The sequence below is a fragment of the Falcatimonas sp. MSJ-15 genome, from assembly GCF_018918265.1.
In the GTDB taxonomy this organism is placed as follows: domain Bacteria; phylum Bacillota; class Clostridia; order Lachnospirales; family Lachnospiraceae; genus Falcatimonas.
In genome coordinates, this window is record NZ_JAHLQC010000016.1 from 33,399 (window position 1) to 51,830 (window position 18,432).

Genomic DNA, 18,432 nt, shown 5'->3' on the forward strand with positions numbered 1-18,432 from the left:
AATATTATTATGATATTCCTAAAGTGTTCTGCTTTTATAAATGTGTAGATTTTTTGGTATCTCATGTAAGTATATATATGAAATTATATATTGAGCGAAAACGTAGCGGCGAAACTCATCGAAACGAAAATTGGATTGCCAGAGTATAAATAACATCAAAAGAAAACAATGTGGTAATCGTCGGCACTTAGTGCGTTGGAAGGCAAAGCCTTACAACAAACTTAGTACCGTTACGATGGACACTTAGCGGGAGCGTGTTTTTGTTGATGTTATTTATACTCTGGCAATCTTAGATATCCTATATATGAGTTTCGCACAAGTATATTTATATGTAGCTTTGTTCTATTTTAATTATTGTGTTGTAGCGTTTGTCTATTTCTTTGGCTGATTTTTGGAGATATTCTTTTAGTTCATCTATTGAGCCTGAATATCCTGGTGGTATTACGCAATCAAATACAACATTAATGTGTTCCTTTCCTGCTACTATTCTAAGATCATGTATTGAAAGGTCTTCATCATATTGTCGGATTTTGTCTTTTAAATGTTTTTTTAATATCTCTATTCTCTCATCACCTGTTGCTACCGGATCATAGTGTATTGTGAGAAGTATCCCTTCGTTATTGATAAAATCTTTTTCGATATTATCTACCATATCATGTGCTTCGACTACGTCCATATCTGCAGGAAATTCAACATGTATTGTCACAAAACAGTATCCCGGACCATAGTCGTGTATCATAAGGTCATGCACTCCGATTACTCCTTCGTAAGCACATACTTTATCTGCTATATTTTTTACAAATTCAGAGTCCGGTACTCTTCCTATAAGTGGGCTTAAAGTCTCTTTTACAAGTTCTATACCACTTATTATTATGAATGCTGCTACCAAAAAGCCCATTATTCCATCAATTCTATATATCTTAGTCATATTACATATTATTGACGAGATAAGTACTACTGTTGTTGATATCACGTCATTGCGGCTGTCTTTGGCTGTTGCTTTGAATGTGTCTGATTTAATCTTCTTACCAATTCTTGTATTAAATAACATCATCCATGCTTTTACTATTATTGATATTACAAGTACTAATATAAGTGCCTTGTTAAATATAATTATTCTTGGTCTTATAATCTTTACAAGTGATTCTCTTGCAAGTGACAAACCGATTGAAAGGATAATTACACATACACAAAGTCCTGATATGTATTCGTATCGTCCATGTCCATACGGATGGTCTTTGTCAGGTTTTTTGGAGCTTAATTTGAAACCAATCATGGTTATTATGTTGCTTGATGCATCGCTTAAGTTATTAACAGCATCTGCTGATATAGCAACCGAACCGGATATTGTTCCTATTATATATTTTGTTGTAAATAAGAATACATTACATATTATTCCAACAATTCCTGCCATTGTTCCGTATGCCCGCCTGACTGAAGGGTTTGTGGTATCATCGCTATTCTTAATAAACATTTTGATAAGTAATTCTGTCATTTTTTGTATTCCCCCCTGATATTGTTTTACACTAACATAATCGCCATATTCTTCCATTAATTATATCTGAAAGTTTCTTATTAGTGTACATTGATTTTTTGTAATTGGCAATGCTTATTAACATTTTTATCATTAGTATTTCTTTGTTGTATCTTTTTCGTAACTTGCTTTCAATAGCATTATGTAAACCTGTGCATTTTTTATACTTTTTTTAAAATTTATGTTCATTTTTTGTAGATTATGTGGTAAAATCATTCTATAAGGACTTTGGTCCTGCCGGTTACTCTGCAAATTAGCCGGTTTAATCTTTACAATTGGTGTCGGTTACATCATGACACTAACATAACAATATTTTTATCGCATTATGCAGATAGGAGGACATATGGCAAGATTTACATTACCAAGAGATTTATATCACGGAAAAGGTGCTCTTGAGGCACTTAAGACATTTGAAGGAAAAAAAGCTGTTGTATGTGTTGGTGGCGGTTCTATGAAACGCTTTGGTTTTTTAGACAGAGCCTGTGACTATCTTAAGGAAGCAGGTATGGAAGTTAAACTTATTGAAGGTATTGAACCTGATCCATCTGTTGATACTGTTATGAATGGAGCTAAGGTTATGCTTGAGTTTGAGCCTGACTGGATTATTGCAATGGGTGGTGGTTCACCGATTGATGCTGCTAAAGCTATGTGGATTAAATATGAATATCCAGACACAAGTTTTGAAGATATGTGTAAGGTATTTGGACTTCCAAAACTTCGTAAAAAAGCTCATTTTTGTGCAATTTCTTCTACTTCAGGAACTGCTACAGAAGTAACTGCTTTTTCTATTATTACTGATTATAATAAGGGTATTAAATATCCTATCGCTGATTTTGAGATTACACCTGATGTTGCTATTGTTGACCCTGACCTTGCTGAGACTATGCCTAAGAAACTTGTTGCTCACACAGGTATGGATGCTATCACTCATGCAATAGAGGCTTATGTGTCTACTGCTAATTGTGATTTTACTGATCCTTTAGCTCTTCATGCTATTGAGATGATTCAGCATGATCTTGTTGATTCTTATAATGGAGATATGGCTAAACGTGACAGTATGCATAATGCTCAGTGTCTTGCAGGTATGGCTTTTTCTAATGCTTTACTTGGTATCGTTCATTCTATGGCTCATAAGACAGGTGCTGCTTTTGCTGATTATGGCGCACATATTATTCATGGTGCTGCTAATGCAATGTATCTGCCAAAAGTTATTAAGTTCAATGCTAAAGATCCTGAAGCTAAGAAACGTTATGGTGTTATCGCTGATTATATGAAACTTGGTGGCAATAATGATGATGAAAAAGTTGATCTTCTCATCGCTTACTTAAGAAAGATGAATGATGAACTTAATATTCCTCATTGTATTAAGAATTATGGTGCTGACAGCTATCCTGTTGAGAATGGTTTTGTTCCTGAAGAAGTATTCCTTGAGAGACTTCACGATGTTGCTGCTAATGCAATCTTAGATGCCTGCACAGGTTCTAATCCAAGACAGCCTAGCCAGGAAGAGATGGAGAAACTTCTCAAATGTTGTTATTATGATACAGAAGTTGATTTCTAATTACATAATTACAATATACTTTAACCAAAAGTAGTATAATTAAAAGTATTATAATCAAAAGTACTCTATCTAACTAAAAGTAGTATAACTTAAAATACTATGATTAAAAGTACTATACCTTAAAGTACTATAACTTAAAATACTCTAATTAAAAGTACTCTAACCAAAGCATTCTAATATAGATGCATGGTAAAATAAGACAGCAGATGGTGTTATATATGTATTTTTCTTATTCCGGTTTCGGGTAGGAGTTCATATATAATATATCTGCTGTTTTTGATATTTTTTCTTCTTAATTATTAATTTTTATCTTTTATTTTTTATCAGGCAATCCAATTAAAAATCTCTGAGAATGTATATTCACTATGCATAGATTATATATTAAAAATGTATATTCGCTATGCTTAGATTTATATATTAAAAATATATATATTCGCTATGCTTAGATTTATATATCAAAATATATATTCGTATGCATAGATTTATATATTAAAAATATATATTCGCTACATCAAGATTATCTATATCAAATAAAAGGCTAATATTAGTCTGCTATCTCATCTGCATGTTTCTGTGTCCATGATGCTGCATAACTGCATGATGTACGGAATGTCTTTCCTTCTTTTTTTATCTGATTTACTGCTGCTTTTACAAGTTTGCCAGCTATTCCCTGTCCTCTTAATTCATCAGATACATAGGTATGATTAATGTCACATACTCCTGTTTCTACTTCTGGAAATGTTATCTCTGCAAGGAGTGTCTTATCTTCTTTTTCAATGTATATTCTGTTATTGTCATATTTAAATTCCATATTTTTCCTTCTTTCTTCTTATATTTTATTAATTATGCTAAGTAAATGGATATATCTAACATTCTAGCTTATTGTTCTTAAAATGCAACGTTTATTCCAGATTATATTACAAGTTATATTTTTTGTAATCATCTAAACTGACTACTCCAACAGGCAAGCCTGTGGTGGGCGCCACTAATTTATAACTTTATATTCCTGCCTTAGCACAGATATCATTAAGACAGCATCTGTCACAATGCGGCTTGGTTCTAGCTGTGCATACTTCTCTTCCATGGTCAACAAGTCTATGGCAGAAGTCATTGCCTTCTTCTAATGGTACTATTTTTCTAAGTGCCATCTCAACTTTTTTCGGATCTTTTTCGTTGTCTATAAGTCCTATCCTGTTAGTGAGTCTTATACAATGTGTATCGGTAACTATTGCCGGTTTGCCAAATACGTCTCCCATTATGAGGTTTGCACTTTTTCTTCCAACTCCCGGAAGTTTAAGAAGTTCATCAAAATCTTCTGGTACTTTGCCATTATATTCGTCTCTTAACATACGCATACAGGCTGATATGTCTTTTGCTTTGCTCTTGCCAAGTCCACATGGTCTTACTATCTTCTCTATGTCTTCTGGTTGTGCCTTTGCAAGTGCATTGACTGAATTATACTTTTCAAAGAGTTCTTTTACAACAACATTAACTCTTGCATCTGTGCATTGTGCTGCAAGACGTACACTTACAAGAAGTTTCCATGCTTCATCATAATCAAGCGTACATTCTGTTTTTGGATATTCTTTTTTTAATCGCTCTATTACTTCTATTGCTAACTTCTTCTTATCTATCATACTTGTCATCTTATTTCTCTCCTCGCTATTGTTGATGTAATATGTATAGTATATTTACATATTAAAGTATTTTTTCTCACTTATCAAACTTTATTGCAAATGTTTTGTTTTACTTGGTCAAATTAGTGTGTGAAAGTTTAATATATAGGTCTTATTAGTATCTGTTTAAAAACATTGTTTAGAGTATTGACTTTTACACGTCTATTACCGATATAGATTGTGTAAATAAAATAAGATATATTATATATTATGAATTGGCTCCTTGTAATTTTAATATATGTTTATTTTTGTTATCCTCTTTCTCAAAAAAACACGAAGCAAATGCTTCGTGTTTTTTTATGTTATTTATTTATATATTATAATTGTTTTGCTTATATTTTAACTGTATACCTTATGCCCTAATTGTCTCTCTGATATTATGTTTTTGTTTTACGTTTTGTATTTTTCTCTATCATTTTTAACTAACTGTTTTTGTTCTATTTTTAATCCACATTTTTTGTAATGAGTTTTTTGTATATTTTATTATGTCCCTATTTACCTTTGTGTATCTAATACCAATACCTTATCAAAGGTTTACTGTTGTATCAAGTGTGGTTCAACGAATTACAAGAAAAATGGAGTAACTACAAAGGGATTGCAACGATATCGTTGTAAAGATTGTGGAGCAAGCTTTTCAGAAAATTATGGAGACAGTCTTCGCTACACTCATCTTTCAGAGGATACATGGGAAGAAATGTTGCGAGAAAGGCACTTTTTATGGAAAGCAAATCACGAATATTTGTTTGTATATGGTATTTCTTATCAGCATGTGTTAGACTACTGTTATACAAATCGGAATTTGGCAGATGTAAAAGGATTTTGACACGCATAATAAGTGATGTCAAAGCTATTTTGTAGACAATAGTGAGCGTTTTTCCTACAATAAAAGTGCAAGGAGGTATAGTGGCATGGAGCATGATATTGGATGCAAAATCAAGGCAGCCCGAATTGAAAAAAAGCTAACGCAAGAACAGGTTGCCGAATTGTTGGGTGTGAGTCGTCAGACCATCTCAAATTGGGAAAATGAAAAATCCTATCCAGATATTATCAGCGTCATTAAAATGAGCGAATGCTACGATGTCTCTCTTGACTATCTATTGAAAGGAGAACAAAAAATGAAAAGCTATTATGATTATCTTGAAGAAAGTACGAATGTTGTGAAAAGCAATGCCAACAGAAACAAGATTATTACGATTCTCTCCTATCTCTTGATTTGGGCGTTTGCAATGATAGTGTTCTGGTTTTTTACAAGTGGAAGTGACGCTATGGGTTACAGTTTGATGTTTCTTTGGTTTATTCTTCCTATATCCACATTTATTGTATCTATTGTTATTGGTAAAAATAACTTTTGGGGAAAAGGAAAATGGGCATTCACTCTTTTCTTTGGCGTAATGTATATGCTTGCTGAATATGGCACATTCAAAATGGCAAACAACATGGCTTTTAACAAACTTAATGCCCCTGACTTGGGAATGATTGTAGCCGGAGCAATAATCTCTGCAATCGGTATGTTGGTAGGTTCACTGTGGAATAAGAAACGCCACAATCAAAAAAATAAGTAACAAGAAAAATTCCTGTTTGTCAATTACAGGTGACATTGAAAGAGCCAGCCCTTTCAAGGTGCTGGCCCTTTCAAAAATTCCATTCTAATAAATTGCACGACAACTTATCAAAAAATAAGTTTCCCATTAGTGAAAAATGAATAGAAAATGTATAAAAGTGGTAAAAGCGAATAATTATAAGGGTTTATTCATTAGACACACTTTTGTAAAAAGGGAGTTTATTATTTCTCATTTTTAAATACCATCATCATCTCGTGTGTAAGGCTTAGTCCTTCTTTATAATCAGGTACTTCTTCTCTTGTCATCCAGCTTGCATACGAGAGTTCTTCTTCATCAAGGTGAATTATTCCGTCTGAGAGTTCTTCATCAAGTTCTGCAAAAAATCCCATCAAAAGATCTCCTGCTATTCCCCAAGGCTGGGATTTGTAATATCTTATGTTTTTTATATTCATTCCGACTTCTTCCATTACTTCTCTTCTTACTGTCTCTTCTATTGTCTCACCTATCTCGTTAAAGCCTGCTATTAGTGCATATCTTGTATATTCTCTGCCTGCATATTTGGTTAACATTATTCTATCGTTGTGTGTAAGTGCTACAATTACTGCCGGTGCTATTCTTGGAAATATCATATTATGACATTTAGGGCAGTATAACATTCGCTGGACTTTATCATGCACAGTCTTAGTCCCACAACTTCCACAATATTGATTTACACTATACCATGTGCTAAGATGCAGCCCTGTGGCTGTTGCCATTGCATCTTCTTTTTTTAGAAGCTGTCTTGTCTCATTGACTGTTGCATAGTGCCATTTAGTATTCTTGTCTGCATTAATATTTTGATTATTTAGAAGAAAATATTTTGTATCATCAATTGCAAAAAGATATATTGCTTCTTTATTTTTTTCTTCATATTCTTCGCTTTTTTTTACGCACATAAGTGTCTCTGCTTCTTTATATGTTGGTATTACAAGTCTGGTATTATTCTCTCTTTTTAATAGAACATTTCTCCCATCATATATAAGCACTTTATCCTGTGCGGTGCATTTTTCATCCCTGTATTGGTTATAAAATTTTTTTGGTGCTATATCCTGAATCATTTTTTTCTCCTAGTTCTTGCTTAGCTTATCAAGTTTTTTCATAAATATTCTACTAAGGAATAGTGATATTATGAAGGATATCACATATCCTACTGGTTGTGCTTCCTGTATTCCGCTCATTCCTCTAAGTGCTGAGAGTATTAACAATACCGGTATGAAGATTAATCCACTTCTAAGTGATGATGCAAATATTGCAAGTGCTCTCTGTCCTGTACTCTGAAATCCCATCTCTGTCATCATCGTAAGTGGTACAAACATCAATGTAATGCATTGTAATCTTAATGCTCTTATTCCATAGGATAATACTTCGCTGTCATCTCTAAGAAGACTTAAGAAGAAGTCTGATTTTATATATACCGGAATTATTATTATAAGAAGTAGTACTTCTGCTGCCGCAACTGTAAACCAGAATGCTTTTTTTACTCTGTCATATTTGCCTGCTCCATAGTTATAGCTGCTGACCGGCTGAAATCCCTGTCCCATTCCTATCGCTACTGCCATCATAAAAAATGCTATTCTTGATGTATTGCTCATTGCCGCAACTGCTGCATCTCCATATATTGCTGATTGTCCATTTAGGAGCATTGTTGCAATGCTATTTAGCGATTGTCTTATAAGGCTTGGAAATCCTGTCGCCATTATATTACCCGGCACTGCAAATGTATGGCTTATTCTATGTATTGATATCTTAGTCTCTGTTCTTCCTGTTAAGAACATTAGAAGAAGTATTATAAAACTTATTATCTGTGATAATGCTGTTGATAAACCTGCTCCTGATATTCCCATGTTCATCCCGAACATAAAGAGCATATCTCCACCTATATTAATCGCTGCACCTGTCATAAGTCCAATTGTTCCAAGTCTTGCTCTTCCTTCATATCTTAGCAGATTGTTAAGTGTGAGACTTGATGTAAAAAATGGTGCTGATATTATTATATATATTATATAACTTTTGGCATAAGGTTCTATTGTCTTTGTACTTCCAAGTATATGAACAAGTGGTGTAAGAAATATATAACTTAATATTCCTATAATTCCTCCAAGTAAAAGTGACAGGAAGAATCCTGTTGAGCTGTAAGCTGTTGCTCCTTCACTATCTTTAGCTCCAAGCCTTCTTGACATTACACTTCCAGCTCCCTGTCCGCACATGAATCCGACTGCCTGCAGTATTGACATATATCCAAATACTATTCCTACTGCCCCACTTGCACTATTGCCAAGTCTGCCTACAAATGCAGTATCTACAAGGTTATATATGTTAGTTACCATCATACTTATTATTGTAGGTATTGCAAGTGTTCCAATAAGTTTTGGTATTGGTTTTGTTGTCATTTTTTCATATTGAAGATTTTTCTTAGTCTCACTGTCCATTTTGACACCTGTATCAGTTTGTTATATCCTGTTACTTTTTCCTTTCTGAGTTTTTTTATTTTATGATGCCAGGGTCAAAAGATCTAAACCCACATGAGCTTGCTCATAGGTGGGTGAAAGACCTTGGGACCCGCCCCGATATGAGCATAAAAGTGGGATGACAATCCCACGATATGCGAATATCGGGTAGAATTGTGGGAGTGCGTAGCACGGAGCAATTCGTAGGCATCAAAGTTGGGGCTTTTGACCCCAACATCATTTTATTTAGTAATTGTAAAATTTATATCCGTCTACTTGTAGCCTAAAATTTTTCTCTATTTGAAATAGTAGTCTTTGCAACTGTCAGTACTTTTTTTGTATTCACTGCTTAGTATGTATATAAATTGATATATTACATATACAAATCATGCCAAAAAAATAACAACCCCATTTTAGCATTAAATGGGGTTGTTAACAATAGTTAATAGATGTCACTGCTCATTTATAGTAAACAAAATATGGTTATTGATATAAATTAATTTCACGATATATTTTTTATTCTTCAATCACAAAGTTGCTTACATTCTTGCGGAGTTCTACTGCCGAAGCCTCCGCTGTCTTAACACCTTTCATGACTTCTGCCGATCCGCCTGCAATAGAAACAGTTTTTTGTGCAATATTTGTTGTACCTGCAGCACTTTCATTTGATGCGGTGGTAATTTCTTCAATTGCCGTTGTAATATTAGAAATGGATGCTACAAGTTCTTCTGAGGTTGCACTAAAATCTGATACCAGCTCATTAATTTTAGTTGCATCCAAGTTATAATCATCTGCCATTTTCTCAAAATCGTCAAAACTCTTCACAATATCAGTATCTACAAAATCCAACAGACGATTAGAATCATTTGCAAGATTTGCTACTGCATTATCCACATTTTCCGTCACAGCCTGAATATTTGCCACAGCATCTTGGGACTGTTCTGCCAATACTCTGATTTCCTCTGCAACAACTGCAAATCCCTTTCCGGCCTCGCCAGCACGTGCTGCCTCAATGGATGCATTCAGTGCAAGCAGATTAGTCTGTCCGGTAATCGCAAGGATAGAATCAGCAAGGACGCCTATCTGTTCCACAACCTTTGCCTCTTTAAGTGCCTGTTCAAGCCTTCCCCTGATTTCTTCAAGCACCGTCTGGACTTTCTGTCTATTCTCTACCGTTGTTTGCTTCGTCTGTGCTGCCCTCTTATGAATTTCTTCTGATTCCGTAGCGCCATTCTGTGCACATATCGCAATCTCTTTAGCTGTACCGTCAATCTGCTGAGTCATACTGTTAATCTGTTCTGTGGATGCGGCTGTTTCTTCAGTACTTGCAGCAAGCTCCTCAGTTGTCGCAGATACATCCTCAATTTCTTCATTCAGATTTGATATACTGCTATCCATCGTTTCCACAACTTTATCAATATTTGCCGCCTCTATCTTTACCTTAGAAAGCAATCCGCATACTGATTTCCTCATCGTCTCAAGTGCTCCTGCTAACTGCCCGAAATCATCTTTTCGTTTCATCATATTGTCCTGCATCCTATGTGCAAAATTACCACCTGCAATCACTTCAATCTCTGCTACAACTTTCTTTAGCGACTTTGTAATATCCTGGGCAATCATAAAAATAAGCACTGCAACAACCACAAGCATTGCAACACATGACCCAATTAGTGCGCTTGTCTTTTTCATTGCATAGCTTGAAAATACCTTGTCCTGATTTGCAATGGCAGTATCAATATAATCGGTATAATTTCCGGTACCAACCACCCAGTCAAATGGTTCAAAATATGCACTGTAGGAACGCTTTGGTGAAGGTTTCGTCTCTCCTTCTTTAGGAAATACATAATCTGTGTATCCTCCACCGTCTTCCACTGCTACACGTATGATTTCTTTTACCATTTTGTATCCGTTTGCATCCTCAGTCTCCATACGGTTCGTTCCCTCGGTATTGCTGCCAAGCAGAACTACATTTGTGCCATCTGACTGATCAATCCAAAAGTAACCAGTTTCTCCGTAACGCATCTGCCGAACCTCATCTGCTGCAATTTTTTGTGCTTCATCTAATGTATAAGTTCCCGCTTTATATTCGTCATTAATCTCAGTCAATAGAGAAATAACCACGCTTACCTGCTCTTTAATTGAGTCATCGTAACTCTGACGTGATGATGCATCCATTGTTTCCAATGCTTTATCTTTTACATCTTCCAAATTTTTGATGGAAACAACACTCCCAAAAGCCACAAGCAGAATGACTATAACCAGAATCAGATTCAGCTTGGTCCTTACCTTCATATTCTTCATACCTTTATTCTCCTTTCATCAGAACTAATCAATTTTGTATATTTTGTTTAAAAATGCAAAACTGATTATAAAATTAGTGTACACTTTTATATTATTTTTTTTGTTTCTCATTCATTATTATTCCTCCTGTATATATTTTTCACAAATTTATACAATTTAGTTATCGGTATCTTAACACATTATATTTAAATAATTTTATCTACTTTATCATTTATTCATGCTACTTGAACTTTTGTTTATTTTATTGATAGTCTGAATTAATACATTTTGTAGAGTTTCTCGATATTTTATGACATATCCATTCCATTTATAATCTTGTATACTTCTTTTTCTTGACTTATATATTTCAAATATTTTTTCGCTTATATATTAAAAGCACGCTCATATTGCTTGTAAAAATTCAGAATCATATATTCTCTATTTTTTAAGCTTTAAGCGTGCTTTATAATATATTATTTATTTTCTATCATAATATAACAGTTTTTAATTGTTTTCTTTATTTTTTATTATTCTGTTTTTCCTGTATATAATTGATAGTATCTGCCCTTTTCTTCAAGTAACTGTTCGTGTGTTCCTCGCTCAATTATTCTTCCCTGCTCCATTACCATTATACAGTCAGCATTGCGAACTGTTGAAAGTCTGTGTGCTATTACAAATGATGTTCTTCCTGCCATAAGCGAGTCCATTCCCTGCTGCACAAGTACTTCTGTTCTTGTGTCTATTGATGATGTTGCTTCATCGAGTATAAGAGCTGGTGGATCTGCGACTGCTGCTCTTGCTATCGCAATTAACTGCCTCTGTCCCTGACTTAAATTAGCTCCATCGCCTGTAAGCATGGTGTTATAGCCATCTGGAAGATGTTTAATAAAGCTATCTGCATTGGCAAGTTTTGCTGCCTGTATACATTCTTCATCTGTGGCATCAAGTCTTCCATATCTTATATTATCCATTACTGTTCCTGTAAACAGATGTGTATCCTGAAGTACTATTCCAAGGCTTCGTCTAAGATCTGATTTTTTTATTTTGCTAATATTGATGTCGTCATATCTTATCTTACCTTCCTGTATATCATAGAATCTGTTAATAAGGTTGGTTATTGTTGTCTTTCCTGCGCCTGTACTTCCTACAAATGCTATCTTCTGACCTGGTTTTGCAAACATATTAATATCATGTAATACCATCTTCTTGTCTGAGTATCCAAAGTCTACATCTTCAAATGTTACTTTTCCACAGAGTTTTGTATATGTTACTGTGTTATCTGCACTGTGTGGATGCTTCCATGCCCATATTCCTGTATGCCCTGTTGTCTCTTCTATTGTTCCGTCTTCTTTTTCTTTTGCACATACAAGTTCTACATATCCTTCGTCTGCCTCAGATGTCTCTTCCATGAGTTCGAATACTCTTGATGCTCCGGCTGATGCCATTACTATACTGCTTACCTGCTGGCTTATCTGTGTTACCGGCTGTGTAAAACTTCTGTTAAGGCTTAGGAATGCTACTAATGTTCCGATTGTAAGTCCTGAGAATCCATTAAGTGCAAGGATTGCTCCTGTGATTGCACAGATTACATAACTTATATTGGCTATGTTACCATTAACCGGCATTGTTATATTTGCTATCTCGTTAGCTTTTGTCGCACTTTCTCTTAATTGTCTGTTTACTTTTTTGAAGTCTTCGATACTCTTTTCTTCATGGCAGAATACTTTTACTACTTTCTGTCCTTCCATCATCTCTTCTATGTATCCGTTAAGTGCTCCTAAGTCTTTCTGCTGTTTGACAAAGTATTTGCCTGATGCTGCACTTAATCTTGATGTTACATATAGCATTATCGCTACCATTATTACTGATACTATTGTAAGTGGTATATCTAATACTATCATACTTATAAATGTTGATATAAGTGTTATTAATGAGTTGATTATCTGTGGTGTACTCTGGCTTATTAACTGTCTTAATGTATCTACATCGTTAGTGTAGATTGACATTATATTTCCATGTGCATGTGTGTCAAAGTATTTGATTGGTAATGATTCCATGTGGGTGAAGATGTCATTTCTGACTCTTTTCATTGTTCCCTGTGTTACATTTACCATAATTCTATTGTATGCATATGCACATATTACTCCACCAATCAGCACTATCATAAGTTTTAACATTCTTATCTCAAGTGGCTTAAAATCCGGTGTACTCTGTGATAGCATTGGTATTATGTAGTCATCTATAAGGCTCTGTGAAAATAATGTCATTGAAAGTGTTGCAAGTGCTGATAGTAGTATACAGATTACTACTGCTATACATGAGCCTTTGTATTCTTTTAGCACATATTTCATTACTTTTTTCAATGATACCATTGGATTACTTTTGCCTTTACTAATTGGCATATTTCCTGGTCCTCTCATTTTCCTTTCCTCCTTCTTAGTTCATCTTCTCGTCAAAATCTCCGCCTGCCTGCATCTGAACATTATATATGTCTTTATATATGATGTTAGTCTGTAAAAGTTCCTCATGGGATGCAAAACCGCTTATTTTACCGTCATCTAATACAAGTATTCTGTCTGCTCCTTGTATACTTGATATTCTCTGTGAGATTATTATCTTGGTTGTTCCCGGTATCTTGGTTGCAAATGCTTCTCTTATTCTCGCATCTGTTGCTGTATCTACTGCACTTGTTGAGTCATCAAGTATAAGTACTTTTGGTTTTTTAAGGAGTGCTCTTGCTATACAAAGTCTCTGCTTTTGTCCTCCTGATACGTTGTTACCGCCTTGTTCTATGTATGTATTATATCCATCAGGGAATCTGTCTATGAATTCATCTGCACATGCCTGATGACATACTTCCTTACATTCTTCTTCTGTTGCATCGGCTTTGCCCCAGCGAAGGTTATCTAATATCGTTCCTGAGAAAAGTACATTTTTCTGAAGTACTACTGCTACTTCATCTCTTAGTACTTCGATATCGTATTTTCTTACGTCTACATTACCTACACATACTGAACCTGCTGATACATCATATAGTCTTGATATCAGGTTTACAAAGCTTGATTTACCTGAACCTGTTCCTCCTATTATTCCTATTGTCTCACCTGAATGAATATGAAGGTCTATATTCTCAAGTGTCTCTTCACCACTTCCATGTTTATATGCAAAGTTTACGTTGTTGAAGTCGATGTCTCCATTTTTTACTTCCATTACTGGTTTCTCAGGGTTAGTTATGTCTGCTTTTTCATTGAGTACTTCTGCTATTCGTTTTGCACTTGCTGTACTCATTGATAGCATTACGAATATCATTGATATCATCATAAGTGACATCATCATTCCCATTACATAACTAAAAAGTGATGTAAGATTACCTGTTGTCATTGTTCCACCTACTATGTAGTGGGCACTTAACCATGATAATGAAAGCATACATCCGTATATTGCTACCATCATTACAGGGTTATTAAATGCTAAGTATGATTCTGCTTTTACAAACATCTTATATAGTACTTCTGATGCTTTTCCGAATTTTTTATTTTCAAAATCTTCTCTTACGAATGCTTTTACTACTCTTATTCCTGTTACATTTTCCTGTACACTTGCGTTAAGGTCATCATATTTGCTAAATACTTCATTGAATACTGGCATTGCGCATTTTATTATGAATCCTAATGCGAATCCTAATAGTATGAGCACACAAAGGAATATCAGGCTTAACTTTACATTGATTACAAAACACATTATCATACTACAGATTAACATAAGTGGTGCTCTTACTGTTATTCTAATTATCATCTGATATGCATTCTGTACATTGGTTACGTCTGTTGTCATTCGTGTTACTAGTCCTGCTGTACTGAATTTATCTATATTGGAAAATGAAAATGTCTGTATGTTCTCGTACATTCCTTCTCTTAAGTTGGATGCAAATCCTGCTGATGCACGAGCTGCTGTCTTACCTGCTTGTATTCCGAAGAACAGACTTAAGAATGCAAGTATGAGCATTATCGCACCATATTGATATACTTTTGACATGTCTCCGGCTTCTATTCCTTTGTCAATTATTGATGCTGTTACAAATGGTATCAAGATCTCCATAAATGCTTCACCGATTATGTATATTGGTGTTAATATTGAGTCTTTTTTGTATTCGCCTACATATTGTAGTAGTTTTTTTATCACTTTTATTCCTCCTTTTTAATATTAATTAGGTAGCTATATAGTTTTGCGGCTACCGTATTTTTGTAATTGATTATTGCAAATTTATTTTTTGCATATATCTGATTACTTCTAAGTAATATAGTTGTGATATTAATTTTTATTATCAGCAAGTTGATTGCTTAGCTATATATCCGCTATAAATTTTGTGTTAATAAAAATACTGACTAGGTGTTGATTTTTACTTAACTGTAATGCTGATTTATGCTATAAACTTTGTGATATGTCAGTTGACAACTGTATTACATATTGATAGAATTTTATTGTGTAGGAACTAGTATATACGTTCTTTTTTTCAAAATCAATGCTTTTTTGTAAATAGTACATAAATGGAGGTTTTTTGTAACATGTCTGAGAATTATTCTGTTAAACGCTTAATTGAACAGGCTTTTATGGATCTTCTCGATGAGAAGGCTTATATTGATATCAGTGTTACTGACATTGTTAAAAAGGCAATGGTTTCAAGAACATCTTATTATCGTCATTTTTCTTCGATTAATGATATTGTGGAGAGTATTACTGATAATATGGTTAATGAGTTCTTCACTGATCTTGTTCCTATGTTTGATTATAATGATGATGTTAAACTGCGTAATTATCTTAATAGATATTTTACTGAGCTTAAGGAACGTTACAAGCCTTTTCCTTCTGCAATATCAAGAAGACATAATATTATCTTCTATCGTCTTCACGAGAAGCTTAGCAGCCTTGAGTGCAGTGTTCATTCTCCTGACAGTATCGATGAGAAGTATAGTATCGCTGCCAAGATGTCTTTAATTCATGGCATCGGCAATAAATGGCTTGAAAATAATACTCCTGAAAGTGTTAATGAGATGGTTGACTATACTATGAGGGTTATTAGGGCATTTTAGGGACGATAGGGCATAAGAAACCTTGAAGAACTATCGTCTGCATTGGAGCATGTTGGCATTTTAGGGACAATAGGACATAAGAAACCCCTTGGAAATATTGGATTTCCAAGGGGTAATATTTTTGTGATATTCGGTTTGAATTATCTCTTTGAGAACTGTGGAGCACGACGAGCGGCTTTGAGTCCGTATTTCTTTCTTTCTTTCATTCTTGGATCTCTTGTTAAGAAACCTGCTTTTTTAAGGATTGGACGATATTCTGCGTCAACCTGTAATAAAGCTCTTGAAAGACCATGTCTGATAGCACCAGCCTGTCCTGTTGTACCACCACCATGTACGTTAACGATTACGTCATATTTCTCTGTTGTCTCTGTAGCAACAAGTGGCTGACGAACGATTAATTTTAATGTCTCAAGACCGAAGTATTCATCAATACTTCTCTTATTTATTGTAATATCACCTTTACCAGGTACTAAATATACTCTTGCGATAGAACTTTTTCTTCTACCAGTTCCGTAAAATTTTGATTTAGCCAATTTAATTTCCTCCTTCCAGACTCTCTAATTAAAATGTTAATACTTCAGGTTTCTGAGCAGCATGTTTGTGATCAGGTCCTGCGTATACATGAAGTTTGTCAATCATTGATCTTCCAAGTGGTCCCTTTGGAAGCATGCCTTTAACAGCAAGTTCAATAACGCTTTCAGGTGACTTAGCTAATTTTTCTCTAAGTGTTGTCTCTCTCATTCCACCTGGGAAATCTGAGTGATTGTAGTAGATCTTCTGATCTAATTTTTTACCTGTTACTTTAATTTTATCTGCATTTATAACGATTACATAATCACCTGTATCAATGTGTGGTGTATATGTTGGTTTATTTTTTCCTCTTAAAACTGATGCAACCTCAGATGCTAAACGACCTAATGTACATCCTGTAGCGTCAACTACATACCATTTTCTATCAATTGTTGCTGGACTAGCCATGAAAGTTTTCATTAGTTTACCTCCTATGAATATTTACTATAACTATATGATGCAAAATGTCATTACCGGGGCATTGGATTAGACATTATTTTCCTTACGTCACATTTATTTATTATACTAAATCAGTGTATTTGTGTCAATATGTTTTTCCCATTTTTTCTCTGTGGTTTTTGCTTTTTATATGTAATTTATATTTTGTTTATAACTGTCTGGCTTTTATCAATCAGTCTCCATATCAATATATCTGATTTTTACAAGCGTAAGACCATTAGCCGGTGCTGTTGGACCTGCATTCTCACGTTTTTTTGATGCTATTATCTCCTTTATATATTCAGGTTCAATGTCGCCATTTCCTACTTTTATAAGTGTTCCGGCTATGATTCTTACCATATTATATAGGAACCCGTTTCCTCTTATTCGTATAGTTACCATTCCATTATTCTCTGATATGTCAAGTGCATATATCGTCCTTACGGTTGTCTTAACCTGCGCTCCTGCTGCACAGAAGCACTTAAAATCATGTTCGCCTATTATATATTTTGCTGCCTGTCTCATCTTGTCTATGTCTAATTTGTAATGGAAAAAATGAGAATTAAATCGTTCTGATGGTAATGGAAATCTTCTATTTAATATTCTATATTCATACGTCTTCTCGCATCTTGCATATCTTGGATGAAAGTCTGATTCAACTTCTTTTGATTCCTGTATTACTATATCATCCGGAAGTCTCTGATTAAGTGCGAATGATATCTTATCTGCTGGTATTCTTGTATCTGTGCTAAAGACTGCAACGTTGCCAAGTGCATGTACACCTGAGTCTGTTCGGCTTGCTCCTGTTACTTTTATCTCTTCACCAAGAAGTCTTGTGAGCTCTCTATTTAATACTTCTTCTATTGTTATCCCATTATTCTGAATCTGCCATCCACAGTAGTTCGTACCGTCATACGCAACACGAAGCATAACTCGTTTCATTAATTTTTCCTCTCTTCTCTATGCTTTTCTATATTTGTTGCTATTTATTTATTAGTGAACTACCCATCACCCAAAGGTAGAGGGTTTTACGCTCTAGCTTATAAACAGCTTATTTATACTTATCTCCATTGTTAATGCAGTAGCAAGTACTAAAATTGATAATTATCATACTTATTTTTTATACTTATTGCAACTTTTAATATTCTTCACAGCAAGTTACATTTTTCACTGATTTCTGACTACTCCCGTAACAAGTCTGTGGGATGCCACGAATTTATAATATGATAATTACT

14 protein-coding genes are annotated in these 18,432 nt (G+C 34.5%); 3 read left to right on the forward strand and 11 right to left on the reverse strand.

Annotated features, from left to right (window positions below; all coding sequences use genetic code 11):
- Positions 1–325: 325 nt before the first annotated feature.
- A complete protein-coding gene (locus KQI85_RS12350; RefSeq protein ID WP_216576387.1) occupies positions 326–1,495 on the reverse strand; it encodes a cation diffusion facilitator family transporter in 1,170 nt (389 codons plus the stop codon).
- Between the two features lie 382 nt (positions 1,496–1,877).
- On the opposite strand from KQI85_RS12350, the gene KQI85_RS12355 reads away from it, so the two are divergent.
- Positions 1,878–3,095: an iron-containing alcohol dehydrogenase gene (locus KQI85_RS12355; protein ID WP_216576388.1), complete on the forward strand. Its 1,218-nt coding sequence runs from the start codon at positions 1,878–1,880 to the stop codon at positions 3,093–3,095.
- 544 nt (positions 3,096–3,639) lie between these two features.
- Here the strand turns inward: KQI85_RS12355 and KQI85_RS12360 are convergent.
- Entirely contained in the window at positions 3,640–3,906 is a 267-nt protein-coding gene (locus KQI85_RS12360) for a GNAT family N-acetyltransferase (protein WP_216576389.1), read from the reverse strand.
- A 187-nt stretch (positions 3,907–4,093) separates the two neighbouring features.
- Positions 4,094–4,741, reverse strand: coding sequence for an endonuclease III (gene nth, locus KQI85_RS12365; protein ID WP_253293883.1), 648 nt, complete (start codon positions 4,739–4,741; stop codon positions 4,094–4,096).
- A gap of 938 nt (positions 4,742–5,679) precedes the next feature.
- Here nth and KQI85_RS12370 point away from each other — a divergent pair.
- On the forward strand, positions 5,680–6,333 hold the full coding sequence (locus KQI85_RS12370; protein ID WP_216576390.1) for a helix-turn-helix transcriptional regulator: 654 nt from the start codon (positions 5,680–5,682) through the stop codon (positions 6,331–6,333).
- A 221-nt stretch (positions 6,334–6,554) separates the two neighbouring features.
- Here the strand turns inward: KQI85_RS12370 and nudC are convergent, their stop codons facing one another.
- The 5 genes from nudC to KQI85_RS12395 all read right to left on the reverse strand — a co-directional run bounded on the left by nudC (position 6,555) and on the right by KQI85_RS12395 (position 15,278).
- A complete protein-coding gene (nudC, locus tag KQI85_RS12375) occupies positions 6,555–7,430 on the reverse strand; it encodes an NAD(+) diphosphatase (RefSeq protein WP_216576391.1) in 876 nt (291 codons plus the stop codon).
- A 9-nt stretch (positions 7,431–7,439) separates the two neighbouring features.
- Positions 7,440–8,801 (reverse strand): MATE family efflux transporter, encoded by a 1,362-nt coding sequence (locus tag KQI85_RS12380; protein WP_216576392.1) that lies wholly within the window; start codon positions 8,799–8,801, stop codon positions 7,440–7,442.
- 534 nt (positions 8,802–9,335) lie between these two features.
- Positions 9,336–11,120, reverse strand: coding sequence for a methyl-accepting chemotaxis protein (locus tag KQI85_RS12385; RefSeq protein ID WP_253293884.1), 1,785 nt, complete (start codon positions 11,118–11,120; stop codon positions 9,336–9,338).
- A gap of 506 nt (positions 11,121–11,626) precedes the next feature.
- Positions 11,627–13,519, reverse strand: coding sequence for an ABC transporter ATP-binding protein (locus KQI85_RS12390; RefSeq protein ID WP_216576393.1), 1,893 nt, complete (start codon positions 13,517–13,519; stop codon positions 11,627–11,629).
- A gap of 16 nt (positions 13,520–13,535) precedes the next feature.
- Complete coding sequence (locus tag KQI85_RS12395) at positions 13,536–15,278, reverse strand: ABC transporter ATP-binding protein (RefSeq protein ID WP_371820635.1); 1,743 nt, start codon at positions 15,276–15,278, stop codon at positions 13,536–13,538.
- A gap of 386 nt (positions 15,279–15,664) precedes the next feature.
- Between KQI85_RS12395 and KQI85_RS12400 the strand changes: the two genes are divergently transcribed.
- On the forward strand, positions 15,665–16,189 hold the full coding sequence (locus tag KQI85_RS12400) for a TetR/AcrR family transcriptional regulator (RefSeq protein WP_216576395.1): 525 nt from the start codon (positions 15,665–15,667) through the stop codon (positions 16,187–16,189).
- Positions 16,190–16,329: 140 nt separating this feature from the next.
- On the opposite strand, the gene rpsI is transcribed toward KQI85_RS12400, so the two are convergent.
- The 3 genes from rpsI to truA all read right to left on the reverse strand — a co-directional run bounded on the left by rpsI (position 16,330) and on the right by truA (position 18,139).
- Positions 16,330–16,722, reverse strand: a complete 393-nt coding sequence (gene rpsI / locus KQI85_RS12405) for a 30S ribosomal protein S9 (protein ID WP_216576396.1) — start codon at positions 16,720–16,722, stop codon at positions 16,330–16,332.
- 28 nt (positions 16,723–16,750) lie between these two features.
- A complete protein-coding gene (gene rplM / locus KQI85_RS12410; protein WP_216576397.1) occupies positions 16,751–17,179 on the reverse strand; it encodes a 50S ribosomal protein L13 in 429 nt (142 codons plus the stop codon).
- Positions 17,180–17,386: 207 nt separating this feature from the next.
- Positions 17,387–18,139: a tRNA pseudouridine(38-40) synthase TruA gene (truA, locus tag KQI85_RS12415; protein ID WP_216576398.1), complete on the reverse strand. Its 753-nt coding sequence runs from the start codon at positions 18,137–18,139 to the stop codon at positions 17,387–17,389.
- Between the last annotated feature and the right edge of the window lie 293 nt (positions 18,140–18,432).

What these genes read in the sequence shown, in the direction of transcription:
- rplM (WP_216576397.1), bottom strand. Translation starts at nt 17,179, where the DNA reads ATGAAAACTTTCATGGCTAGTCCAGCAACAATTGATAGAAAATGGTAT.
- KQI85_RS12385 (WP_253293884.1), bottom strand. Translation starts at nt 11,120, where the DNA reads ATGAAGAATATGAAGGTAAGGACCAAGCTGAATCTGATTCTGGTTATA.
- KQI85_RS12370 (WP_216576390.1), top strand. Translation starts at nt 5,680, where the DNA reads ATGGAGCATGATATTGGATGCAAAATCAAGGCAGCCCGAATTGAAAAA.
- nudC (WP_216576391.1), bottom strand. Translation starts at nt 7,430, where the DNA reads ATGATTCAGGATATAGCACCAAAAAAATTTTATAACCAATACAGGGAT.
- KQI85_RS12390 (WP_216576393.1), bottom strand. Translation starts at nt 13,519, where the DNA reads ATGAGAGGACCAGGAAATATGCCAATTAGTAAAGGCAAAAGTAATCCA.
- KQI85_RS12355 (WP_216576388.1), top strand. Translation starts at nt 1,878, where the DNA reads ATGGCAAGATTTACATTACCAAGAGATTTATATCACGGAAAAGGTGCT.
- KQI85_RS12380 (WP_216576392.1), bottom strand. Translation starts at nt 8,801, where the DNA reads ATGGACAGTGAGACTAAGAAAAATCTTCAATATGAAAAAATGACAACA.
- KQI85_RS12360 (WP_216576389.1), bottom strand. Translation starts at nt 3,906, where the DNA reads ATGGAATTTAAATATGACAATAACAGAATATACATTGAAAAAGAAGAT.
- truA (WP_216576398.1), bottom strand. Translation starts at nt 18,139, where the DNA reads ATGAAACGAGTTATGCTTCGTGTTGCGTATGACGGTACGAACTACTGT.
- KQI85_RS12350 (WP_216576387.1), bottom strand. Translation starts at nt 1,495, where the DNA reads ATGACAGAATTACTTATCAAAATGTTTATTAAGAATAGCGATGATACC.
- KQI85_RS12400 (WP_216576395.1), top strand. Translation starts at nt 15,665, where the DNA reads ATGTCTGAGAATTATTCTGTTAAACGCTTAATTGAACAGGCTTTTATG.
- nth (WP_253293883.1), bottom strand. Translation starts at nt 4,741, where the DNA reads ATGACAAGTATGATAGATAAGAAGAAGTTAGCAATAGAAGTAATAGAG.